Genomic DNA, 23,986 nt, shown 5'->3' with positions numbered 1-23,986 from the left:
GCCGAAATTTTCCATAGTGTAACAAAATAAGCGCTATTTTCACCTGATGCGCTGGGATTTAACGGCGCTAACAGGTAACATTCCCTTAGATAAATCCGGTTAATTTTAGAAATGGAAATTATGGCAAACGAAGAACGCAAAATTTTGGTTACTTGTGCCCTGCCCTACGCAAACGGCTCAATTCACTTAGGTCATATGATGGAGCACATCCAAGCAGATGTGTGGGTGCGTTATCAACGAATGCGTAACCACACCATCAGCTTTATCTGCGCCGACGATACTCATGGCACACCAGTGATGCTAAAAGCGCAAGAGCTAGGTATTGCGCCAGAAGATATGATTGCCAAAGTGAACCAAGAGCATCAGCGTGACTTTGCCGGTTTTAACATCAGTTTTGATAATTACCATACTACTCACAGCGAAGAAAACCGTGAGTTGTCTGCGCACATTTATACTCAACTCAAAGCCAAAGGCTATATTACTAGCCGCACCATTTCTCAGTTATACGATCCTGAAAAAGAAATGTTTTTACCAGACCGCTTTGTCAAAGGCGGCTGTCCGAAGTGTAAAGCCGAGGACCAATATGGCGATAACTGTGACGTGTGTGGCGCAACCTATGACACCACAGATTTGATCAATCCTAAATCCGCTGTCTCTGGCGCGGTGCCAGTGATGAAAGATAGCGAACACTTTTTCTTCGACCTGCCACAATTTGCCGATATGCTCAAACAGTGGACTCGCAGTGGCACGTTACAAAATGAAATGGCGAACAAGCTTGCTGAGTGGATCGATTCGGGTCTAAACCAGTGGGATATTTCCCGCGACGCGCCATATTTTGGTTTTGAAATTCCGGGTGAGCCGGGTAAATTTTTCTACGTCTGGCTAGACGCCCCGATTGGCTATATGGGCACGTTTAAAAACCTTTGCGCCCGTCGAGACAACTTAAACTTTGACGAATATTGGGCTGAAGGCAGTGACGCTGAACTGTACCACTTTATTGGCAAAGATATTTTGAACTTCCACGGTTGTTTTTGGCCTGCCATGCTTGAAGGGGCGGGCTATCGCAAGCCTACCGCGGTCAATGTGCACGGTTACGTCACCGTCAATGGTGCGAAAATGTCAAAGTCTAAAGGTACGTTTATTAACGCTGAAACCTACCTCAAACATTTAGACCCTGAGTGTTTGCGTTATTATTACACCGCAAAATTGACCAATAAAGTCGATGATTTAGACCTTAATCTTGATGATTTTGTACAACGAGTAAACTCAGATGTGGTTAACAAGTTGGTTAACTTAGCTTCTCGTAACGCCGGCTTTATCAGCAAAAAGTTTGCCGGTAAATTGGCGGCCGAGTTTGCTGAGCCTGAACTGTACCAGAGCTTTGTGGATGCTGCTGATAGTATCGGCAACGCTTATGAAAACCGTGAGTTTGGTAAAGCCATTCGCGAAATCATGGCGCTGGCTGACGTAGCCAACCGCTACGTCGATGAGAAGGCGCCGTGGGTACTGGCCAAAGAAGAAGGCAAAGAGGCAGAAGTACAAGCCGTATGTTCTGTGGGCATCAACTTATTCCGCATCTTGATGGCTTACCTAAAACCTGTGCTACCTGAGCTAGCAAAACGTGCCGAGGGCTTCTTAAACGAAGAGTTAACTTGGAATGGTGTAAGTCAACCGTTAGTTGGCCATGAAATCAGCAAATTTAAAGCCCTATTCCAACGCGTGGATCCTAAACACGTTGAAGCCATGGTGGCAGAAGAAAAAGCCAATTTTGAAAAGGCTAACAAAGCTAAGCTGGAAGCCGAAGCGAAACAGCAAAAAGCGCAGCAATCTGAGCTTGAAAAAGAGCCCATCGCTCCTGAAATCACATTTGACGATTTTGCCAAAGTAGATTTGCGCGTGGCCAAGATAGTAAAAGCTGAATCACTTAAAGAAGCCAAAAAGCTGCTCAAGTTAACCCTTGATCTTGGCTCAGAGACTCGCCAAGTCTTCGCCGGGATTAAATCCGCTTATGAACCAGAGCAATTGGAAGGTAAACTGACTGTCATGGTTGCCAACCTTGCACCGCGTAAAATGAAATTTGGCGTGTCTGAAGGCATGGTACTGGCTGCAGGCCCAGGCGGCGATGAACTTTGGATTTTAAGTCCTGATGAAGGCGCTCAACCGGGTATGCGCATTATGTAATGCGCCTGCTCATTTACACAAGCTTTAAAAAGCCTGCTTCTTAGCAGGCTTTTTAGCAACTAACGACTTGGAAAAGCAATCTTTTTATTCGACCGTAAATGCATGCACCTGCTTAAACGGAATTTCTTTGGCGACTAAGTGCGCGACTTTAGCACTGTTCGGACCGTGCTCTAACCAAGCCAGTAGTGTCTTTATATTAGCTGGGTCACCATAGGCTTCTACTCTCACATCACCGTCAGCCAAGTTACTGACATGACCTGTAATCTCGAGCTTTTCTGCCTCTCGAGTGGTAAAGAACCGAAACCCAACTCCCTGCACTACCCCAGAGACGAGTACTTCCACTCCAATATGAGCCATAATATTTCCCCCTTTTTGCATTCAGTGTAGCCAATGCATGACGACATTTCTTCGCGCTGTACCCCATATTTATGCTCTTTTTGGTAGGCAAAGGTGCTGATAACACTTAAAATCACGCAAAACATCAAAAGAGACCATTATGACCCTGACCGTTACCTTAGCGAAAGGCAAAGAAAAATCGTTGCGCCGACGCCACCCTTGGATTTTTTCCGGAGCAATCAAAACAACACAAGGCGATGCTGAGCTGGGAGAAACGGTAGATATACTGGATTATCAGGGCAAATGGCTGGCGAAAGCAGCATGGTCTCCCAGCTCGCAAATCCGCGCGCGAGTATGGAGCTTTCAGCAAGACGAAATCATCGATCTGGCATTTTTTGAGCGTCGATTACAACAAGCACAAGCACTGCGTCAGCCACTCATCAGCGAACAAGGCCTAACCGGCTATCGACTGGTGGCTGCTGAAGCTGATGGCTTGCCAGGCATTACCATCGACAAATACGATAACGTATTGGTGACTCAATTATTGTCCGCTGGGGCGGAATACCACAAATCAACACTTGTACAAGCATTGGCGAATCTATATCCAGATTGCGTGGTGTATGACCGCTCTGATGTCGCGGTAAGAAAAAAAGAAGGTTTAGAACTGAGCCAAGGGCCACTGCTTGGAGAGCTTGCCCAAGAGAGCGTGATCATTGAAGAAAATAACGGCGTAAAAATCTCCGTTGACGTGGTCAATGGCCACAAAACCGGCTTTTACCTTGACCAAAGAGATAACCGCGCCATTGCCGCCAAATACTGTCAGGGCAAACAAGTGCTAAACTGCTTTTGTTATACAGGAACCTTTGGCGTATACGCGCTAAAAGGCGGTGCAAATTACGTAGAAAACGTCGATGTATCCGATCTAGCCTTACGTACAGCAAAGAAAAATGCAGAACTGAATCAGCTAGATACCAGTAAAGCCGCATACATTAACGAAGACGTGTTTGCGTTACTGCGCCGCTACCGCAAAGAGGGTAAAAAGTTCGATACCATTATTTTGGATCCGCCAAAATTTGCGGAAAATAAATCCCAAGTAGTCAAAGCCTGTCGCGGATACAAAGACATCAATATGGTGGCGATGCAGCTGCTTAATCCAGGGGGCACTCTGCTGACGTTCTCTTGTTCTGGCTTAATTTCCAGCGAGCTGTTCCAAAAAGTAGTAGCCGACGCTGCGGTGGATGCCAATAAAGACGCCTACATTGTTGAGCGATTGTCACAAGCTGGCGATCACCCAATCAGAACCAGCTACCCAGAAGGCTTTTATTTAAAAGGTTTGGTTGTTAAAGTTTATTGAGGCCACCAGCGCTCGGGCTAGTTTATTCTCAGCCCGACTTCGCAGTGTCTTTACCTCAGTTAAGCTTAACGTTCGCTGCTATTGTTAACCTGATGTGGCTGCCAAGCGTCGTGATGGATTGCCTCTTCCAAGGCCCGGCGCGGCAACCAACCCGCAGTTTCCAATTCGGGTTTATCTTTAAAGTGAGACACGCTGCCGATACACAGGTATGCAATAATGTCGATATCTTGTGGTATCCCTAGCGCGCTGCGTAATACCTCATCTTCAATAATACTGACCCAACCTACGCCCAAGTTTTCAGCACGCGCGGCTAACCATAGGTTTTGTACCGCGCAAACAGCGCTGTATAAGTCCATTTCTGGCTTAATGGTTCGCCCTATTACCACCGGACCATTGCGGCTGCGATCACAAGTGATACAGATCCCTAATGGAGCTTCCAAAATACCTTCGAGTTTTAATTGCCGGTACTGCTCTGACTTGTCTTGAGTGAACATCTCGGCAGAGGCTTGGTGCGCTTGCTCAAAGCCATTTTTTATAGCTTGTTTAGTCTCGGCATTTTGCACCAAAATAAAATCCCAAGGCTGCATAAAGCCAACGCTAGGAGCATGATGTGCCGCTTTTAGAATACGCATAATCACTTGCTGTGAAATCGGCTCTGGTAAGAACTGACCGCGTACGTCACGACGAGAAAAAATGGTTTTATAGACCGCATCACGCTCTTGCTCTGTAATATTCATCTTAGCTCCTGTTGAGTCATGCATATTGTGCCTGGCCAAAAACAAAAAAACCAAGGCAAGCCTTGGTTTTTTTATTCATCACCCCACCCGTTAGAATGGCATTTTCATGCCAGGTGGTAACTGCATTCCGCCGGTAACATCGGCCATTTTGCTTTTGCTTTCTTCTTCTACTCGACGAACAGCATCGTTGATTGCCGCAGCAACCAAGTCTTCAATCATTTCTTTGTCGTCTTCCATCAGGCTTTCGTCAATCTCAATACGACGAACGTTATGGTTACCCAACATGGTGACTTTGACCATGCCAGCGCCCGCTTCACCCACGACTTCCATTTTCGCGATATCTTCTTGCGCTTGTTGCATTTTGTCTTGCATTTGTTGGGCTTGCTTCATTAGCCCTGACATTCCGCCTTTACCGAACATAGTTATCTCTCACTGCTGTCATTGTTACATGGGATTATATTTAGACTATTGGGGCCTAAACAATCTTTTTCAAGGATTAAATCGGTTTTATGCTGTCTTCATCGACCACCGCAGCAAAGCGCTGAATGAAAAATTGAATGGCAGCATCTTCTGCAATGTCTTGCTTCGCTTGGTTGAGTCTCGCTAAATAAATGGCTTGTTCAATCTCCACCGGAGTTTGCTGCTCTGGCACTTGTCCTATAGTGATGGCGACGCTCGCATTATCACCATAAACTTGCTGACATGCGCTAAGCAAGGCCTGCTGATTTTTCTCGTTATTTAAATGTTGATGCGCCGGTTGTAAAACTAACGCCAGTTGCGGCGCTAATGTCTGCGCCACACTATTAAGACCCAATTGGCGTAAGATACCCGATAAACCCAGTTGGTTGATTTGCTGGCACCAAGGATCTTGGTTGCTTTGGGAAAACGTATTGGGCACCGGCAGCATTGCAGTATCATGACTGCTTGGGTTACCACTGGAGTCGCTGCTCGGATTATGGATTAGATGACGGCTTTGCTGGCCGTTGTCGGAGTCACCTATTTGGCCCGCATTAAGCTCGGTCTCCACAGCAGGTTCGGCCGTTTTAGGCAAATGGGTTTGACCGTAATCCTGTTGCTGACTTGAACTGTTGTGGTCATAAGCCATACTTACCGCGTCTGAAAAAGCCTCATCGGGCATTTGTGCCGGCATGTTGTCGGCTTGAAAGTAAGCTTGGTAATCTTGACTGTACGCATCTAATGGCGGTAATTCAGGGTCCATAGCAGGAGAAATTTGATGATGACCCGTGCTACTCGAAGACGGGGGATCCGCTTGTGGCGCTGAACTTATCGGCGCTTTATCGCGCGTCTCGCCAGAGCCGGGCTGACGCGAATATGGGGGCGTAGCTTGAGCAATTGAGCGCTCATGGGAAGGCGTAGCAACGGATGCGGGCTGCTTTACCGATGCAGGCTGAGAAATTGCAGCATCTTGTGCCGTTGCCATCCTATTCGTTTCTTTTGACGCCGTCAGCGCAGCGGCTGGCGCTTCTTTAGGGCTCGTGATGGCTGTTTTTTTTTCCCCTGATTGCAGCGCCTTTTTTCTACTGCGAAGCATATTTCGCTTCGCCAACGCGCCCAAAACAGGTTCAGAAGCTGCAGTGCTAACCTCTGGCTTATCATCATTTTGTGTTTGCTTCGCCTGCTCCGGCCCTGCTGTTTCTGCTGTATTTACTGCCGCATTTTGTTGCGTATCGCGCTCAACACTTTCATTCAAAGGAGCTGATTCAGCAGCCTGTTTATCTTCGCGCATACTATGATCTGCGCTGTCTAAGGCAGGCGCGTGATGGCTAGCAGTCTCCTGATTATCGGCTTTCGGGGGCCTAACCCGTGGCTCAGGAGCGGGTCCAGGGCTATTCGCAGGGCTGCTTTCCTGCTCAGGTGTAACAGGCATAACGGAGACATTTTGCCCACAGGTCTTAGCAATGGCTTCAGGCGCAGGAAGTGCCTTTGCGATTGGCGTACTCGCTTGTCGTTGTGACGTCCCTTGCGCGTGGCTTCGAAGCTCAGCTGTGGGCGCGCTCTGATTCGCAGGCGCCATCATAGTAGGCTCGATATCTACTAAAGGGGCCGGGCGAAACGCTAACATGCGCATCAGAGTCATTTCTAAGCCAACTCTAGGCTCTGGCGCCAACGGTAAATCCTGACGTCCCTTTAGGGCTATTTGATAACAAAGCTGCACTTGCTCTGCCGAAAATGTGCGTGCTAACTCGGTTATGGCTTCATGATCATCATTGCCGCTGGCAGTAGAAGGCAGCATCTGTGCCAATGCAACTTGATGTAACGCATTGGCCAACTCATTAAGGACTTGGTCAAAATCCGGACCTAAACTGACCAACTGCGCCACTTGGTCAAATACAAGATTCACATCGCCTTGGCTAATGCTGCGCAGCAATTCATAGACTTGTTTATGATCTAACGTGCCAAGCATGCTTAACACACTGTCATATTGTACCGAGCCATTACCAAATGCGATGGCTTGGTCGGTTAAGCTGAGAGCATCACGCATACTGCCATTAGCCGCTTTAGCCAACAAAGCCAGTGCAGGTGGCTCAAAGCCGTGCTGCTCTTGTTGTAAAATATGGCTCAATTGTTCCGAAATATCTGACTTAGTGAGACTTTTCAGGTGAAACTGTAAGCAACGAGACAGTATCGTAATGGGCAGTTTTTGAGGGTCGGTCGTCGCTAACAGAAATTTGACGTATTCCGGAGGCTCTTCCAAGGTTTTTAATAAGGCGTTAAAGCTATGTTTGGATAACATGTGCACTTCATCAATCAAGTACACTTTATATCGCCCTTGTGCAGGTTTGTACTGCACGTTATCAAGCAACTCCCGCGTGTCTTCTACTTTGGTACGAGAGGCCGCGTCAATTTCTAACAAGTCAACAAAGCGGCCCTGCTCAATGGCCTGACAGTGGTCACACTGACCACAAGGCTCAGCGGTTACGCCCGTTTCACAGTTTAAGCTTTTAGCTAAGATCCTCGCTATGCTGGTTTTACCCACGCCTCGGGTGCCGCTGAATAGATACGCATGATGCAACCTTTGTTGTTGCAAAGCATTGATCAAGGCAGTCAACACGTGCTGCTGGCCAACCACTTGCTTAAAATTGTGCGGTCGCCATTTACGGGCTAAAACCTGATAACTCATGTGTTGTTATTCGCCTTCAAATTGGATCAAACTGAATACATTGACGTCATGTTGACGCAGCTTTTGCTGGCCATTCAAAGCTGGCAACTCAATCACAACCGCGGCATCATGAATATCACCGCCCAGTTCTCGAATCAGCTTAACAGTGGCTTCGAGTGTACCGCCAGTGGCAAGTAAGTCATCGACCAAAAGTACTTTCTCGCCCGGTAAAATGGCGTCTTTGTGAATTTGCAACATATCCGTGCCGTATTCCAGCTCATAAGTCTGAACAACGGTCGCGCGAGGCAGTTTGCCGGGTTTGCGGGCCGGTACAAATCCTGCGCCAATTGCGGCAGCGATAGGTGCACCGAAAATAAATCCACGCGCCTCAGTACCCACCACTTTAACAATGCCTTGGTTTTTGTACTTTTGCACCAACAGGTCAATCGTAACGGCAAAGGCCTCGGCGTCTTCAATCAAACTGGTGATATCGCGAAACATGATGCCCGGTTTTGGGTAGTCGGGGATAGTTTTAATACTGTTCGTAATAAGGTCTAAACGAGATTGGTCCATGAGTGAGCCTAAAAATGTGAGTGGGCAGATTGGCATAAGCTTATTCACTCGCCTCTCCCCTTGCAAGTGCTGCCTTAGCAATTTCAAAATCAGCGCTCTTTTAAACGCCAAATATAGGTTGCCAAGATGAAATAACAAACGATCAAGCCAATTTTCACCGCCCATAAAGGCACCCAATAGACAGAGATAGCAAAGGTTAACGTCATCATTATGATGGCTTTATATTTCGTTTTTCTCGCTAAACGTCGATGCTGTTGCCAATCTTGTATCATGTTGCCAAACCAAGGGTGGGTTAATAAATACTGATGAAACCTAGGCGAACTTTTGGCAAAACAAAAAGCCGCCAGTAATACAAAAGGGGTGGTAGGCAACACGGGCAGAGGGATGCCTAAGATCCCCAAGCCTAAACTCAATAATCCGATACAAAAATAAAATGCGCGTTTCATGTCATTGGTGCCCTGCGTTTTGCCACACCATGGATTACCTTTGCGCTCGCTGCCAGTGTGTTTCAAGCACCTTTAGTATCTCGTCGGCTTTTTTCAGACGGCGCACTTCAGTAAACAAAACTTCGGCTTGCGGGTATGACTTAACGACGTATTTAAGCCACTGCTTGATCCGGTTACCAAAATATTTATGTTTATCGCCTGCGCATTCTAACCCTGAGTACTTCAATAATAAGGCTAATACCTCACCCCAAGGCATGGGTTGAGCTTGGTGCTTAATCACGTCACATAAATTTGGCATCGCCAAGGCGCCGCGGCCAATCATTAGATCGTCACAGCCACTTTGTAACAAGCACAATTTGGCGTCTTCAGCGTGCCAAATTTCGCCGTTAGCTACCACTGGGATCTGAATCGCTTGATTGATTTTACCAATTGTTCGCCAATCTATTTTATCGGCTTGATAACCGTCCTCTCGAGTCCGCCCATGCACGGCTAATTCCGACGCTCCGCCTTGGTATGCAGCGTCAGCTATTTCTAAGCTCTGATTTTTACAAGCCCAGCCAAGGCGTACCTTTACCGTGACCGGTTTGTCTGGCACTGCAGCGCGCATCGCTTTAGTAGCTTGATAAATGATTTCGGGCTCTTTTAACAAAGCCGCCCCACCTTTTGAACCATTCACCGTTTTTGACGGACAGCCACAGTTTAAATCAATGCCAAAAGATCCTAGCTCAACCGCACGAAACGCATTTTCAGCAAGCCACTCTGGAGATTGTCCTAATAGCTGCACTCGCACATTGGTACCAGAGTCCGTCTTGCCACCTTGGGTCAGCTCAGGGGCCAGTTTTAGAAATACCCGGTTAGGTAGCAGCATGTCTACCACACGGACAAACTCCGTCACGCATAAGTCATAATCATTAATAGCAGTAAGCACTTGCCGCATTAATGGGTCAACTACGCCTTCCATCGGCGCCAGTATCACACGCATAATTACCTCTCTCAGATTGCGGCGGCAGTGTAGTGGTTTCTCATGCAAAAGTCACCGCATAGCGTGTAGCTGATTCCGAACCACTTAGCTAACTGATTGATTAAACATTAATCTGGCGCAAGTTTTAAGCTGAAAATGCTGCCAAACAGCGGCTATAAAAGTCAGATTTGACATAAATCAGTCTGTATAAAGAATCAGTCACTATAATGTATCGCAACAAATTGTCTCAGAATAATGGTTATGGAACATTTATCCCAAGCTGAATTGGCGCTTTATCAAAGCCGTTTAGAAGACGAGCTTACCTCGTGTAAGCAAAGCCTGATTAAGATCTTAAAGCATGCGCCGGTTACGCCCCATTGGTTAGCGCAAATCGCAACAATGAGCAGTAGCGCTTTAGTCGATGCGCTAGAGCCTATTGCCTTGAATGAAATAGGCCAGCCTTTACAACATTTGAAACAAATCGACGCCGCACTATGTCAAATGGACATGGGCCTGTTCGGTATATGCTCTGACTGTGAAGAAATGATTGAGGCCGACATATTAGCCGCGCAAGTCACCGCGCAGCGATGCCAAAAATGTCAGCAAAATAACGACAATAAACACGGTTTTATTCGCCTATGACACTCAGACGAGCAGGTTAGCAAGGACGCTAACCTATTGGCCCTTTCTCGACCTACATCTGGCCAATAGCCCACTGAATAAATGCTTTTTTGTCTTGCTCAGACAATTCAGAGAAATTGGCTTTTAATTGCGACACACTCTCTGTCTGTGATGTTTTTTCTGCTTTATTATTGTTTGCCGCTACACTAGCAGAGGTAACAGCCGCTGCTTTTCCTGAAGTCGTGACAGCCTGACGGGTATCAGTCGCAGTGGTTGCGGCCATGGCTTGACCACTGCTGGTCGCAATCACAGGCTGCGGCGCTACAATTTCTGCCAATGCTGCAGGGCCCGTGCTTTGATTATAAATGGCCACTTCTTTCGGGTAATCTCGGGTGAGCTGCATGCCTGGAGTAAGTAACATGTCTTGCTTAAAGTTGACGGCCTGACCTTGGTCATTAATCAACTTAATGACAGGTTTTTTGGCGTATTTATCGACCATTTTCTCGGTATGAAGCTGAGGTTTCACCACCGCAATCTTGCTGTGCCCACTGGTATCAAAGGTCAACACCACTGGCTGAGACTTGGCAATGCCCCGCATGTCTTCGGTATTTGTCACGCCCCTTGGTGCGGTAAAACGCACCACCACTTGCTGCATCTTGTTATCTTCAAGGGTCACATCACCGTCATTTTTATAAAACATGTTGCCTTCGCCCTTGCCGTTGACTACCAGCATTTCAAAATTATCTGGCACGCTGAACTCTGCAGCCGCCACAGACCAAGAAGCCCAACTTAGGCACGAAACCAGTAACCACTTATTCTTTATTATCATTAAAAAAACCTCAATTTATAAAGCACTTAAACGACAAAAGCCAGCGCGGTGGCTGGCTTAATTAATAGCACTAGTTAGTGGACTTTACCACTCGTAACGAATACCAATAGAGGCTACACCGCCCTTCTCTTTGTTTAGGTTACCCGAACCGTTGATCATATCGGCACCTGTCACGCCATGACCAGAGTTATCGCTGTAGTTAGCAAAAAGTGAAGATTGAGATGTCAGCTTGTATTGACCTTCAATGATCCAAGTGTCTTGAATTTTCTTTTCACCCGCCATTGCATCATCTAGCTTCTGGTAACGGTAACCCGCGCGCGCTACCCATTGACCAAAGTCATAAGCCGCTACAATATCTGTACCTTTGGTTTTATCATTACCGCCACCAAAGAAGTCAAACTTCTCTTCTACGTAAGTGGCACCCGCGTAAAAATCACCCAAGAAGTACTGTAAACCTGCGCCGTACGTTTGGTATTCCTTTACGCCTGAGTTTGCTTTGTCATCGCTGTCGGCTTTGTTGAATTGGTACATAGCCACTGGCTGTAGTAAACCGGCATTACCCATATCAAAACTGTAACGCAGTGCTGTGTTATAGCCGTAATCGATTGAGCTGTTAGTGATGTAAGCAAGGGTAAAGTCAAAATCGCCTAGACTGTTGCGGTATTGCAAAGTACCGTCTTGGCGAAAGACTAACGCTGCACCAGTATCAACGGTGTTAACGTTTGCACCCGCTACCACGTCGCCACCGGCGTAGAAAATATCACCAATGTCCGTGAACATGATCAAACCCGATGCCACACGACCCGCTTCAATACGACCCGCTTCAGCAAGATCTAAACCGGCCCACACGTAACGTGCATTCCATTCAGTGCTGCTAGAGCCTGGCTCTTGGCTGAGTTGATATTGCGCTTGGCCAATCACGGCGGTGTCTGCAGTGATTAATTGGCGACCATTAAAACCAAGACGGGCGTAGACTGAACCGTCTGTTTCGCTGTCTTTGTCACCATTGGCATCATAGATATCTTGATTTACGAAGTTTGCTTCGATACGGCCGTACATGTTAAGTACTGAGCCATTTTCAGAGCGGTAGAGTTCAGCGGCATTTACCGTACCTGTTGCAAGAAGTGCCGGTACCATCGCTGCAAGAATTGTCTTTTTCATTGTTTTCACTGCCTATTAGTATTGTTTTCAGAAAGAATTGTGTTCTTATCTGTTCAATCCATTAAACGTGCAGTGCTTCCTTAGCGGCGCAGATAATGACAAAGTCAAAATTCTGCGTCAATAGACAAAAAAACATCAACTCTTCTCAAAACGAGTCACAAGAATTAGTTTTTGTTCATTCCTTGAGCAATTTCGCAAGTTAAATTAACTCGCTCGAACCTATTTATCCACTCAATAGGACGATTTAAGCAACTGATATCACTTATTTATTTTAATATTTCAGTTGTTAAAACTGATTTATGTTGACATCAGGTTATTTAAACGTAGTTCAGCCTGCTATTTTTTTCAAAAAAAAGTGTGATTTAATGAACTTTTTAGAAAATCCATAACACTTTGATTCCTTTATTGTGAATTGCATCTTTGATTTGTTTTCATTTTTATGAGCGTTACTAACTTAATTACCTTCACCAGATAGCTATTCACTCAAGGAGCAACTTGCTACACTGCAAACCTTCCTCCGTCACTGACTAAGCCATGCTAGCCGATAAAGTTAAGAAGATAATTCGACAGTCATACCAAAACATCAGCCAAGCGCTGCCAGATTACCAAGTACGAAAAGAGCAAAACTATTTGGTGGCAGAAATCGCCAAAACCTTGGCTGGAGAGTACGACAAACGGCGCCGGATCATGGTGGCAGAAGCTGGCACGGGCATAGGCAAATCTCTGGCTTATTTACTCGGCGCTTTACCGGTCGCCATGCAATTAAATAAAAAGCTGGTGGTATCCACCGCTACTGTGACTTTACAAGAGCAGTTGATAAACAAGGATCTCCCCTTCTTTTTACAACACAGTCCGTTGAACTTTAAATTTGCCTTAGTAAAAGGCAGGCAAAGATATTGCTGTGAGCATAAACTGTTTCAGCTGGCCGACGCGAATAACGATCAATTACCTTTATGGCAAGACAAACCTACTAAGCAAGATCTGGCTATGGTCAAGCGTCTTCACAAAGCGTATAGCGATGGCAAGTGGCAAGGCGACCGGGACAGTTGGCCGACGCCCATCGGCGATAATATCTGGCAACTGATCGTTGCTGATAAGCACAGCTGCAGTCGCGCCTTATCTCACCATCAGCACTGCCCTTTTCACCGTGCTCGCGATGAATTGGATAAAAGTGATTTGCTGGTAGTCAATCACGCCCTGCTACTGGCTGATACTGAATTAGGCGGTGGGGTAATTTTACCTGAGCCAGATCAGTGCTTTTATATCATGGATGAAGCGCACCACATTCCCAGTATCGCCCGTGACTTTTCCAGCGCCAATATTCAATTGAACAGCAGTATCAGTTGGTTTGCTAAGTTAGAGCAACTCAACCGAAAAGTGGCGCAGCAAGTCACTGCGCGTTCCTGCATTGGCCCTGGCATTGAAATGGTGGAATCAGGTTTGGCGGTGAAAAAAGAGCTGGCGAAGGTGGCTGAGTTTTTCAACGCCAATGCTCAGTTATTCAGTCAAGATGATAGTTGCCGTTTTGCAATGGGTGAGCTACCCGATGCGTTGAATCTGTTTGCTGCCGCCATCCGAGACGAAAGCAAAATTTGTCTCAAAGCCCTCAATAAAATACTCAGTATTATTACCGAGTCATTAAAAGATGGCAGCGTCAAAACCAAAGTAGCAGAGCCCTTGATGGCCGAGGTAGGGATTGCGGTTCAGCGATTAGAGAATTTTGTTAACCTTTGGTACATGTTGGCGAAAGAGCCTTCCGCCAAGCAAGCGCCTTTGGCCTGCTGGGCTAAAAAAATACAGGCACAAGAGCCTGATATATTACTGGCAGCTTCTCCCATTGAAGTCGGGGGCCTATTAGAGCATCAACTTTGGTCACAAGCTGCAGGCTGCGTATTATGCTCAGCAACGTTGTCTGCTTTAAGCAGCTTTGATTTTTTTCGCCAACAAACGGGATTAAAACAACAAGATGGCACTCAATACCTGCGCTTAAAATCGCCTTTTGATTACCGCAAAGTCACCTTAAGCTTGCCTAAAATGCGTTATGAGCCAGGAACCGATAATTTTGACAGCGAATTGTGTGACAAGGTCAAACAATTCATTGAACCGAATCAAGGTAACTTAATCTTGTTTGCGTCTTATTGGCAAATGCGTTTGGTAGCAGAAAAGCTTGACGGCAAGCTTGACGCAGAAATACTGCAACAGGGTCAGTTATCACGCCAAGCCTTACTCGAAAAATATAAAAAATATTGTGACAAAGGCACCACCGCCATACTGTTCGGCACAGGCAGTTTGTCAGAAGGTTTGGATTTACCAGGCCATTACTTGACGAATTTAATTATCACCAAACTGCCTTTTGCTGTCCCTACATCTCCCGTTGAAGAGGCTCACGCCGAATGGATCCAAAGTAAAGGTGGTAACCCTTTTATTCAAATCACGATCCCCGAGGCCAGTAAAAAACTGATCCAATCTTGTGGCCGTTTAGTGAGAAAAGAAAACGATTGGGGTAGAATCACTATCCTCGACCGTCGCTTGGTCACCCGCCGTTATGGACAAGGGCTGCTCGACGCATTACCTCCTTTTACCCGAAATATAGAGCAATAATGCTAGAAATTGGTATCGAACTAAACGTAATTTTAATGCTGTGCGCGGTGGGATTAATTGCCGGATTTATTGACGCCGTGGTTGGCGGCGGCGGTATGCTGACAATTCCCGCCTTACTCAGTGCCGGGCTGCCTCCGCACCTTGCCTTAGGCACCAACAAATTAGCGGCCACATTTGCTTCATCGACAGCTGCCTGGACCTATTATCGCAAACAATTATTTAACCCGATGTTTTGGCGCAAATCGTTTATCGCTACTGCCATCGGCGCGGTTGTTGGCACGTTAATCGTTGATAGACTCTCTACTGAACTATTAGATAAAATATTGCCCATTGTCATCTTGGCAACCGCTGTGTATACCATGGTGAGTAAATTCCCACCGGATAACAAAAGTAAACTGCCCACAAAGGGCGGAGTACTGACGCAAAAGCAATGGCTACAAGGCTTAACACTTGGTTTTTACGACGGTGTCGCAGGGCCTGGCACAGGCGCGTTTTGGACAGTATCCAGCGCAGTGCTATACAAAATCAATATTCTACTTGCTTCTGGTTTAGCCAAAGCAATGAACTTTACCAGTAATTTTTTGTCTCTATTAACGTTCATCTGGTTAGGCCACATCAATTGGGTGTTAGGTCTAAGCATGGGCGTGTGTTTAATGCTCGGAGCCTACATTGGCGCGCACTCTGCAATTCGCTTTGGCAGCAAGTTTATTCGCCCTGTCTTTGTGACCGTAGTAATGGTAATGGCAATTAAATTGGCGGTTGAAGCATGGTAAACCTGGCGCCCATAAAACAACGCGTATCACAATTACAAAACACGTGTGAGCAACTGGACCATCAATTGAGTAAAAAGCTCAATGGCAAGTTTCATTTTAACCGAGCCTTGTTCAGTCAGCACCACGACAGTCTCACAGGTTACGCCTTAGAAGTAAGCCGCAGCTTGCAATTGATAGAAGAAAATCAAGCCAAAGGGGTGACGGAAGCAAAAATCAGCCATATGTGCGAAACCTTAGTCGACCAATTTACCGCACTCAATAAATTGGTAAGCCAAACGCAGCAAGGTAATGGAGCATTGTTTAGCCACAAACCCAGCCAAGTTGAGAAGGCTCTATACCATAAGCTGCATAAGCAATATGAATATGAACAGCGTTTAGGGGCAATGATTGAGCAAAGCCAAGTAAAAATACAAGCATTGTACGGCACTGCGAGAAATCACGAACAAACGCAATTAGACACGTTAAAACAGCGCTTGCAACGATGCCAAGCAGCAACTCGTGACGTTGAACGAAAAGTCAGAGAATACGAAGCCTCAAGCGAATATATTGGGAATTTTTAATGCGATTTTTGGGATTAACAATACTCTTACTGCTGCCACTTTGCAGCTGGGCACAAAACAGTCAAGTTTTAGTGCCGCCAATGTTTAAGCTGCTCTACCTAAATGGTGAAGAACAGCAAAAAAGCTTTTATAACCGCGCGCCATTGCCCCTAACGCCTGGTCGGCAGCAAATGGTGTTGCAGTACCAACAGGCATTTGATGGTGAAGCCGACAGTACTTATTTGTCCTCCCCTATAGTGCTGTATTTCTATGTCCAAGGTCAGCAAACCATAGTGCTACAAGCCAAACGGCCACGAAACCGTAAGGAAGCGGCGGCTTATGTGGCGCAACCTAAATTGAACCTAATAGACAAAAGCAACGGTCAAATCTTGCCCCATGAGGCGGTACTTGCTCAGCGTTTTGGTTGGCAAAATGGTCCCAACATGGCGCTGCTTGAAGAATTGGAAAAAGGCAAGCAATTGCCCGATCAAGACACCATTCTCACCCAGTTGAAGTTATTGTATCAAAATGCTGACGAATCCCATCAGCAAGCATTTCAAGCCTGGATCAGGCGTAACGAACAAAACCCTTCTCAGAAAATGTACGAACGAGTCAGACGATGAGCCTAGCAAACGCCCCTAAACATGTGCAACTTGCCGTTGATCTAATCCAGTTATTAGAAGAAAACCAGATTGACATGGCGCTGGCTTTACAAGCATTAGAAATAGTGCAGCATGATTGCCAGCAAAAACTGCAACAACAAACCGAGTCAGTAGCAAAAAACAACTGATCTTGCGACTCCGTCAGCGCGCGGACTTTTTAAGCGATAACGTACCTGTGGGTTTAGCTTTGCCTGTAGGCGCCGATTTTTTACCATAAGCCGTTTTTTTCGGCTTTCTTTTGGGATTGGCCGCCGATGAGTTACGGTTACTTTGATTGTGTTGCGTGCGACCTTTCGCTGCAGGTTTATTAGCATTCGAGCCCAAGCGTTTCGCCCTTGCTTGCTGAGTCTGTGATACCTGTGTTGAAGCTTGTTCGGTCCCTGATGAGCCCGCCACCATCTGATTGATGGTAGCCATTTCCGCGGTGGATAATTCGCGCCATTGCCCTTTCGCCAATTTATCGAGGTTAATATTCATGATCCTCACACGCTTGAGCTTAGTTACTTCAAATCCTAAGTACTCACACATGCGACGTATCTGCCGGTTTAACCCTTGAGTAAGGGTAATATTAAACACATAACGACTTTGTTTAAATACTTTACAGCGCTGGGTGATGGTGTCCAAAATCGGTACCCCTTGCCCCATACGGCGAATAAAATCATCGGTAATGGGCTTGTCGACTGTAACCACATATTCTTTCTCATGCTGATTGCCCGCGCGCAATATTTTATTGACGATATCACCGTCGCTGGTTAAAAAAATCAACCCTTCTGAAGGCTTGTCTAAGCGGCCAATGGGGAAGATACGTAATGGATGATTGATAGCATCAACAATGTTGCCTCTAATGTGACGCTCGGTGGTACAGGTAATACCTACCGGCTTATTATATGCAATGTACACGGCCTGTTGTTTTGCTTTGAGCGCCTTACCATGAACCTTAACCACATCCCCAGCAGCCACTTGAGAGCCTACATCTGCCCGCTGACCATTGATAGTGACCGCGCCAGCTTGAATGTGTTTGTCGGCTTCTCGACGAGAGCAAAAGCCTGTTTCGCTGATGTATTTATTTAGCCGTTTGGTGGTTGCGTCTGTCATATTGGCTCTCTGCATTCAAAAGAGTGAGGATTTTAGGCTGCTGCGCTTCGAAATCCAAGCGCTTATTCACCTTCAAGAGGATACTTTCGTTGATACCGGGGCAACATGGTTACATTGCCACGAACCCCTCCTTGATGAATATATACCACAGTGGTATTGGGCCGATGTCGCTGTAACCAAGGCATAATCACTTGCCAAGCCATAGGGTCGTATAATAATTCAAACTCTATACGGGTCTCTGCCAATAGCTTTAGCCAGATTTGGTAACTGCTCAATTTTAACTTCCCAAAATGGTACTTTTGCTTCGCGTTTATCACTTTGGGATGGCGAGACGTATCTTTGATAAGGGAGGAAAACTGGTGCTTAAGGTAGCTTTCTCCGCCCACACAGGCGCATGTATAAACCGGCACGAGCAAGTGTTGTTGTAAAAATAGCGCGGTGGTGCCAGTGCCTGAAGGCAACACGACCACCCAATCCGCAATACTATTTTTGTCAGCCCAAGCTTGCAATTCATTGGCAAGCTCGGCAATGCCAATTTCTGCTTCAGGGATGCGCCCCCCCTCACTGACAAACAGGCTGGTGTTATCTTTAGCGGCTTTGGCCTGTAAATACCCTTCTACCTGAGAGGACGATAATTCCACAGGCCAAGTTATCACGCTTGCCCCCAACGCGATGGCACGTTGATAGTTACTGGCTGCGCCACTTTGCTGCACCATCGGCGGTACTCGGTTAACATAGTATTCCAACTGCCACCCTTGGTGCTTGCATAACGCCGCTAAACTGAGCAGAGAATTGGCTTGAGCCGAACCATAAGCAATTAACCGTTGCAGTTGATGAGGCTTTTGCTGAAGTAAAAAATGAAACTTTCTTGCCTTATTACCACTAAAGTCGGCAGACAAGAGATCATCACGCTTGATGTAAAAATCTTGCCCTTGAAAATGTGACAGCTCAACGGGGCTGCCAGAGAGTAATAAGTCAGACATCGATTTTCGCGCCTAACGACAGGCTGGTGAACGCAGCGCTTGTTCGCCTTTCGCTTGCCATTCAGCAGGAGTCATAGTGTGCAACGCCAAAGCATGAACAGGCCCGGCTAACTCTTGCGCCAAAATGGTATTTATCGCACGATGTCGCGCCAGCAAGCGTAACCCTTCAAACTGATCCGATACTAGCACCACCCTAAAATGACTCTCTGCACCGCGCTCGGTGCGATGCTTATGACTTTCGTTTTCCACTTCCAAATGGTCAGGTTCAAAAGCTTGTTGCAGTTTTTCTTCTATTTGTTGTTGGATCATCACAAACTCCATAAAATCCAGTTAGTTACCCCCTACTATCACTACCAACATTCGGCTTTAGCAAGGCCTAAAATTCACGCTTTTATTTGACTCTGATAGACAGGGTGTAGTATTAATGCCGGCAAAATTCTATCACTGTCCCAGACGCTATGCACTCAGATAAGTGAATGGCGGCTATCGCTATTGGTAGCCATGGGCGAAATGAGATCACAAGCACAAAGGAAGCAATATGAAAGTCGGTATCATTATGGGGTCAAAATCAGATTGGCCAACCATGCAAAATGCAGCACAAATGTTGGAACAATTTGGCATTGCTTACGAGACAAAAGTCGTCTCCGCCCACCGCACTCCTCATCTACTTGCTCAATACGCTGAACAAGCTTGTGAACGCGGTATTAAAGTCATTATTGCTGGCGCCGGCGGCGCAGCTCACCTACCGGGTATGGCTGCGGCATTCACCAGCTTGCCGGTACTGGGTGTACCGGTCAAATCAAAAGCACTGAACGGAGTAGACTCTTTATTGTCTATCGCGCAAATGCCAAAAGGCGTTGCCGTGGGCACCTTAGCCATTGGCGACCCAGGCGCAGCCAATGCCGGTTTGCTTGCAGCTCAAATTTTAGCGACCAGCGATGTTGAACTAATGGCGAAAATTGACGCGTTTAGAAAAACGCAAACAGAGACTGTACTGGCTAACCCTGATCCGTCTGAGGACTAAGATGCAAGTGTTAATCTTAGGGTCTGGTCAACTGGCCCGCATGATGTGCTTAGCGGTTGAGCCGCTGAATATTAAAACCTTGGCTTATGACGTCGGCAACAACACGGTTGTTCATCCACTGACTCAACAACCTGAGCCCTTAAGCTATCAGCAAGCGATTGCGCAAGCGGATGTGATCACGGCTGAGTTTGAGCATATTCCAGCAGATGTACTTGCGCTGGCAGATGCGAGTGGCAAATTCAAGCCAGGGGCAAAAGCCATTCAAGCCGGAGGAGATCGCCGGATTGAAAAAGCACTATTGGAACAGGCAGACGTGGCTAATGCGCCGTACTTCATTATTAACCAACAGGCAGACTTTGAGCAAGCCATCGCCACTTTAGGCTTGCCACTGGTATTTAAAACTGCCAAAGACGGTTACGACGGTAAAGGTCAATGGCGTCTAAAGGACGCTGCTGACGCCGCCAATATATGGCCAGAAATGGCGCAAGTGATTGCCGATAGCCAAGGCGAACAAGCCATCGTCGCAGAAAAGTTCATTCCTTTTCAGCGTGAAGTTTCGATGATCGGCGCACGCAATGCCGCCGGTGAAATCAAAACGTACCCGTTAACTGAAAACCACCATGAAAATGGCGTATTAAGTGTCTCTTTGGCACTCGGCGACAATGCGCATTTACAACAACAAGCCAGCAATATGTTTAGCGCCATCGTTGACGCGCTGGACTATGTCGGCGTGTTAGCGGTAGAGTTTTTCGACCTTGACGGCGCTTTATTGGTCAATGAAATTGCCCCACGCGTGCACAACTCAGGCCATTGGACGCAACAAGGATGCTTTACCAGTCAGTTTGAGAATCACATTCGTGCAGTGTGCGGTTACCCGTTAGGGGATACGCGATTGATACAGCCAAGCCTGATGATCAATTTACTGGGTGAAGACCATGTGGATTTAGCGGCGTTGGCATTGCCAGAAGTCGCGCTGCATTGGTATAACAAAACCAATAAACCTGGAAGGAAAATGGGGCATATTAACGTCAGTGCTCCCGACCGTAGCGAGCTTGCAAATACTTTACAAGCCTTAGCTCAGGTATTGCCCAAAAGCACCTTAGCGGGGATAAACGCGATGGCAGATAAAATTTAAGCCCTCCTCTTTAGCCTTTTTAATAAAAAATAAACCAGCATGCGCTGGTTTATTTTTTTGTTATTTATTTACATTTATTGTCCTAGCTCAATGTAATTATTCTAAGACCACTTACCAAATGACAACTCGAAGTAAAACCCAATAAGCAACAGTTACTTAAGGTAAAACCAGTAGATTCAACTGGCTATTTACTATTCACAAATGTAAATTTAAAACAAAAAAAGTGGCAAAAAGCTCATAAAAGAGCCATTTTTGTTACCTAGTTACATTTTTTCTGAAATTTTTTTAGACTTATATCATGCTTTTATTAGATAAAGCCCGACAGGTCCATCATTTTCAGTATAGTGAGCTCATGCTTAGCCTAAGTCATACACCGCATGGACATGCACTACTTAGCAAAAGCTCGGAAGCAAGCAGGATTATAATAATGAACACCTTAGAAAAAATTCAAAAAAGTTTAGACAGCTTTAGTAAATCAGAGCGCAAAGTAGCGGAAGTGATCCTGGCTTCGCCACAAACGGCGATCCATTCCAGTATCGCGGCACTGGCAAAAATGGCCGATGTCAGCGAGCCAACGGTGAACCGATTTTGCCGCCGTTTAGATACTAAGGGCTTTCCCGATTTTAAACTTCACTTAGCCCAAAGCCTTGCTAATGGTACGCCATACGTTAATCGCCACGTTGATGAAGAAGATGGCCCTGACGCGTATACATCTAAAATATTCGAGTCGTCAATGGCTTGCTTAGATGCAGCAAAAAGCTCATTAGATATTGGCACCGTTAATCGCGCAGTCGACGTATTGACGCAAGCAAACAAGATATCATTCTTTGGTCTGGGCGCGTCTTCTTCTGTCGCCCATGATGCGCTGAACAAGTTTTTCCGTTTTAACATTCCTGTGCAATGCTTCGATGACATTTTAATGCAACGAATGAGCTGCATTAATAGTGGCTCAGGAGACGTGATCGTACTTATCTCCCACACAGGACGCACCAAGTCATTGGTAGAAGTCGCCAGCTTAGCCCGAGAAAATGACGCAACGGTTATCAGTTTAACCGCGAAAGACTCGCCGTTGGCTCGTGAATCGAGTTTGGTCTTGTCCATGGATGTACCGGAAGACACTGACATTTACATGCCGATGGCATCAAGGCTGGCACAGCTAGTGTTGATTGACGTGTTAGCAACGGGGTTCACCCTCAGACGCGGGGTGAAGTTCAGAGAGAATTTGAAGAAAGTAAAAGAGAGTATTAAAGACTCTCGTTTCGAAAAACCAATTTTTTAAGGCTCAATTGAGCCTTTTTTATTGCCTAAAATTTATTAGGCTTTGTTATGAAGAGTGTATTAAGACAGTTAATGGAGTTTTGAGATGTGTAGACGTACTAAAATTGTAACCACGTTAGGTCCAGCAACGGATCGTGACAACAATTTAGAAAAGATCATTCAAGCCGGCGCGAACGTGGTGCGAATGAACTTCTCCCATGGTAGCCCGGAAGATCATGTTCAACGAGCCAACGAAGTGCGCGCGTTAGCCAAAAAGCATAGTACGCAAGTGGCGATTCTTGGTGACTTGCAAGGCCCTAAAATTCGCATCTCAACTTTTAAAGATAAAAAGGTGCACCTCACCGTCGGCGATACTTTTTGCCTAGACAGCGACTTGCCTAAAGGTGAAGGTCATCAACTTAGCGTAGGCTTGGATTACAAAGAGTTACCAAAAGACGTTGCACCAGGTGACACCCTGCTACTGGACGATGGCCGTGTGCAACTGCAAGTGGACTCAGTTGATGGCAATAAAGTGTTTACAAAAGTCACCATTGGCGGTGACTTGTCAAACAACAAAGGCATCAATAAAAAAGGCGGTGGCTTAAGCGCCGCAGCATTAACCGACAAAGACAAAGAAGACATTAAAACCGCTGCGCTGATTGATGTTGACTACCTCGCGGTTTCGTTTCCTCGCAACGGCGAAGATATGCGCTACGCCAGAGAGTTGGCAAAGGCGGCAGGGTGTGATGCCAAGTTAGTCGCCAAGGTAGAGCGTGCTGAAGCGGTAGCAACTGATGAAGCCTTAGAAGACATTATCCTAGCGTCTGATGCTGTAATGGTAGCACGCGGAGACCTTGGTGTAGAGATTGGCGATGCTAACCTTGTGGGCGTGCAAAAGAAAATGATCCGGATGACGCGTAAGCTGAACCGTGTAGTGATCACCGCAACGCAAATGATGGAGTCAATGATTTCAGCGCCGATGCCAACGCGCGCAGAAGTGATGGACGTGGCTAACGCAGTACTTGATGGAACCGATGCGGTCATGTTATCAGGTGAAACAGCGGCCGGCGACTTTCCCGTTGAAACAGTGACGGCAATGGCTGAGGTATGTACGGGGGCAGAAGCTCACCCAAGCATCAATGTATCAAACCACAGGATCAACTATAAATTTAGTTCGATTGAAGAAACCATTGCCATGTCGACCATGTACGCGGCGAACCATTTAGAGGGCGTAAAAGCCATTGTGGCGCTGACCGAATCTGGCACCACGCCTAAGCTAATGTCCCGTATTAGTTCTGGTCTGCCGATTTACGCCTTGTCTCGCTCACAAAAAACCTTGAGTTTATGTGCATTATACCGCGGTGTGACCCCTATTGATTTCTGCAGCGGTGCTGAAACGGAGTCAGGTAAAATCACGCAATTGGCAGTGGAACATTTAAAAACTTTAGGCCTCGTGGCTAGCGGCGATCAGGTACTATTTACCAAAGGTGATGAATACGTGAAAGGCTGCACCAACACGTGCAAAATCTTAACCGTTGAGTAAGTTTTGTCGCTGTATTCATACGGCCTGAAAAGAAAAATAGAGCCATAAGGCTCT

24 protein-coding genes are annotated in these 23,986 nt (G+C 46.4%); 12 read left to right on the top strand and 12 right to left on the bottom strand.

All coding sequences use genetic code 11. The annotated features are described in order from the left end of the window. The first annotated feature begins 111 nt into the window (after window positions 1–111). The gene (gene metG, locus D1Z90_RS14135; protein ID WP_438941747.1) at window positions 112–2,181 is read left to right on the top strand and encodes a methionine--tRNA ligase; all 2,070 of its coding nucleotides are present in this window, start codon (window positions 112–114) and stop codon (window positions 2,179–2,181) included. Window positions 2,182–2,265: 84 nt separating this feature from the next. On the opposite strand, the gene D1Z90_RS14130 is transcribed toward metG, so the two are convergent. Next, window positions 2,266–2,538: an acylphosphatase gene (locus D1Z90_RS14130; protein WP_119911473.1), complete on the bottom strand. Its 273-nt coding sequence runs from the start codon at window positions 2,536–2,538 to the stop codon at window positions 2,266–2,268. Between the two features lie 139 nt (window positions 2,539–2,677). Here D1Z90_RS14130 and D1Z90_RS14125 point away from each other — a divergent pair, with 139 nt between their 5' ends. Then, a complete protein-coding gene (locus D1Z90_RS14125; RefSeq protein ID WP_119911426.1) occupies window positions 2,678–3,871 on the top strand; it encodes a class I SAM-dependent methyltransferase in 1,194 nt (397 codons plus the stop codon). A gap of 65 nt (window positions 3,872–3,936) precedes the next feature. Here D1Z90_RS14125 and bluB read toward each other — a convergent pair whose 3' ends face one another. The 6 genes from bluB to dusC form a co-directional block, all read right to left on the bottom strand. Continuing rightward, a complete protein-coding gene (gene bluB, locus D1Z90_RS14120) occupies window positions 3,937–4,608 on the bottom strand; it encodes a 5,6-dimethylbenzimidazole synthase (RefSeq protein ID WP_119911425.1) in 672 nt (223 codons plus the stop codon). A gap of 90 nt (window positions 4,609–4,698) precedes the next feature. Then, complete coding sequence (locus D1Z90_RS14115) at window positions 4,699–5,028, bottom strand: YbaB/EbfC family nucleoid-associated protein (protein WP_119911424.1); 330 nt, start codon at window positions 5,026–5,028, stop codon at window positions 4,699–4,701. 76 nt (window positions 5,029–5,104) lie between these two features. Beyond that, window positions 5,105–7,750 (bottom strand): DNA polymerase III subunit gamma/tau, encoded by a 2,646-nt coding sequence (gene dnaX / locus D1Z90_RS14110; RefSeq protein WP_119911423.1) that lies wholly within the window; start codon window positions 7,748–7,750, stop codon window positions 5,105–5,107. 6 nt (window positions 7,751–7,756) lie between these two features. Next, window positions 7,757–8,302 carry an adenine phosphoribosyltransferase gene (gene apt / locus D1Z90_RS14105; protein ID WP_119911422.1) on the bottom strand — a complete coding sequence of 182 codons (546 nt, stop codon included), beginning with the start codon at window positions 8,300–8,302 and terminating at the stop codon, window positions 7,757–7,759. 89 nt (window positions 8,303–8,391) lie between these two features. After that, window positions 8,392–8,748, bottom strand: coding sequence for a YbaN family protein (locus D1Z90_RS14100; protein ID WP_119911472.1), 357 nt, complete (start codon window positions 8,746–8,748; stop codon window positions 8,392–8,394). Between the two features lie 34 nt (window positions 8,749–8,782). Then, window positions 8,783–9,730 carry a tRNA dihydrouridine(16) synthase DusC gene (dusC, locus tag D1Z90_RS14095; RefSeq protein ID WP_119911421.1) on the bottom strand — a complete coding sequence of 316 codons (948 nt, stop codon included), beginning with the start codon at window positions 9,728–9,730 and terminating at the stop codon, window positions 8,783–8,785. 240 nt (window positions 9,731–9,970) lie between these two features. Between dusC and D1Z90_RS14090 the strand changes: the two genes are divergently transcribed. Continuing rightward, window positions 9,971–10,351 (top strand): TraR/DksA family transcriptional regulator, encoded by a 381-nt coding sequence (locus D1Z90_RS14090; protein WP_119911420.1) that lies wholly within the window; start codon window positions 9,971–9,973, stop codon window positions 10,349–10,351. Between the two features lie 52 nt (window positions 10,352–10,403). Here the strand turns inward: D1Z90_RS14090 and D1Z90_RS14085 are convergent, their stop codons facing one another. Next, window positions 10,404–11,159 (bottom strand): YccT family protein, encoded by a 756-nt coding sequence (locus D1Z90_RS14085; RefSeq protein ID WP_119911419.1) that lies wholly within the window; start codon window positions 11,157–11,159, stop codon window positions 10,404–10,406. 84 nt (window positions 11,160–11,243) lie between these two features. Next, window positions 11,244–12,320, bottom strand: coding sequence for a porin (locus D1Z90_RS14080; RefSeq protein WP_119911418.1), 1,077 nt, complete (start codon window positions 12,318–12,320; stop codon window positions 11,244–11,246). 534 nt (window positions 12,321–12,854) lie between these two features. Between D1Z90_RS14080 and dinG the strand changes: the two genes are divergently transcribed. Genes dinG through rsmS form a run of 5 tightly spaced genes read left to right on the top strand, consistent with a single transcriptional unit; the run spans window position 12,855 to window position 17,023 of the window. After that, the gene (gene dinG, locus D1Z90_RS14075) at window positions 12,855–14,921 is read left to right on the top strand and encodes an ATP-dependent DNA helicase DinG (protein ID WP_119911417.1); all 2,067 of its coding nucleotides are present in this window, start codon (window positions 12,855–12,857) and stop codon (window positions 14,919–14,921) included. Further along, window positions 14,921–15,694: a sulfite exporter TauE/SafE family protein gene (locus D1Z90_RS14070; protein ID WP_119911416.1), complete on the top strand. Its 774-nt coding sequence runs from the start codon at window positions 14,921–14,923 to the stop codon at window positions 15,692–15,694. The genes dinG and D1Z90_RS14070 overlap by 1 nt, the downstream gene beginning before the upstream one ends. Further along, window positions 15,688–16,254, top strand: coding sequence for a primosomal replication protein PriC (priC, locus tag D1Z90_RS14065; RefSeq protein ID WP_119911415.1), 567 nt, complete (start codon window positions 15,688–15,690; stop codon window positions 16,252–16,254). The genes D1Z90_RS14070 and priC overlap by 7 nt, the downstream gene beginning before the upstream one ends. Further along, a complete protein-coding gene (locus tag D1Z90_RS14060) occupies window positions 16,254–16,856 on the top strand; it encodes a DUF2057 family protein (RefSeq protein WP_119911414.1) in 603 nt (200 codons plus the stop codon). Before priC ends, D1Z90_RS14060 begins: the two co-directional genes overlap by 1 nt. Further along, window positions 16,853–17,023, top strand: a complete 171-nt coding sequence (rsmS, locus tag D1Z90_RS14055; RefSeq protein ID WP_119911413.1) for a pleiotropic regulatory protein RsmS — start codon at window positions 16,853–16,855, stop codon at window positions 17,021–17,023. The genes D1Z90_RS14060 and rsmS overlap by 4 nt, the downstream gene beginning before the upstream one ends. A 13-nt stretch (window positions 17,024–17,036) precedes the next feature. Here the strand turns inward: rsmS and rluF are convergent, their stop codons facing one another. From rluF to D1Z90_RS14040, 3 genes are all read right to left on the bottom strand, one after another. After that, window positions 17,037–17,990: a 23S rRNA pseudouridine(2604) synthase RluF gene (gene rluF, locus D1Z90_RS14050; RefSeq protein WP_119911412.1), complete on the bottom strand. Its 954-nt coding sequence runs from the start codon at window positions 17,988–17,990 to the stop codon at window positions 17,037–17,039. Between the two features lie 62 nt (window positions 17,991–18,052). Next, the gene (locus tag D1Z90_RS14045) at window positions 18,053–18,973 is read right to left on the bottom strand and encodes a 1-aminocyclopropane-1-carboxylate deaminase/D-cysteine desulfhydrase (protein WP_119911411.1); all 921 of its coding nucleotides are present in this window, start codon (window positions 18,971–18,973) and stop codon (window positions 18,053–18,055) included. Window positions 18,974–18,985: 12 nt separating this feature from the next. Then, window positions 18,986–19,285 carry a BolA/IbaG family iron-sulfur metabolism protein gene (locus D1Z90_RS14040; RefSeq protein WP_198419198.1) on the bottom strand — a complete coding sequence of 100 codons (300 nt, stop codon included), beginning with the start codon at window positions 19,283–19,285 and terminating at the stop codon, window positions 18,986–18,988. Window positions 19,286–19,511: 226 nt separating this feature from the next. Here D1Z90_RS14040 and purE point away from each other — a divergent pair, with 226 nt between their 5' ends. From purE to pyk, 4 genes are all read left to right on the top strand, one after another. Next, window positions 19,512–19,997: a 5-(carboxyamino)imidazole ribonucleotide mutase gene (gene purE, locus D1Z90_RS14035; protein WP_119911409.1), complete on the top strand. Its 486-nt coding sequence runs from the start codon at window positions 19,512–19,514 to the stop codon at window positions 19,995–19,997. A gap of 1 nt (window position 19,998) precedes the next feature. Further along, window positions 19,999–21,132, top strand: coding sequence for a 5-(carboxyamino)imidazole ribonucleotide synthase (locus tag D1Z90_RS14030; RefSeq protein WP_119911408.1), 1,134 nt, complete (start codon window positions 19,999–20,001; stop codon window positions 21,130–21,132). A gap of 427 nt (window positions 21,133–21,559) precedes the next feature. Beyond that, window positions 21,560–22,411, top strand: coding sequence for a MurR/RpiR family transcriptional regulator (locus D1Z90_RS14025; RefSeq protein ID WP_198419193.1), 852 nt, complete (start codon window positions 21,560–21,562; stop codon window positions 22,409–22,411). Window positions 22,412–22,495: 84 nt separating this feature from the next. Next, on the top strand, window positions 22,496–23,932 hold the full coding sequence (gene pyk / locus D1Z90_RS14020) for a pyruvate kinase (RefSeq protein WP_119911407.1): 1,437 nt from the start codon (window positions 22,496–22,498) through the stop codon (window positions 23,930–23,932). Window positions 23,933–23,986 lie beyond the last annotated feature (54 nt).

It is taken from the genome of Motilimonas pumila (genome assembly GCF_003596335.1).
Classification (GTDB): domain Bacteria; phylum Pseudomonadota; class Gammaproteobacteria; order Enterobacterales; family CBDFNC01; genus Motilimonas; species Motilimonas pumila.
The sequence above is the reverse complement of the archived record's forward strand: the minus strand, read 5'-3'. Positions and strand labels throughout refer to the sequence as shown.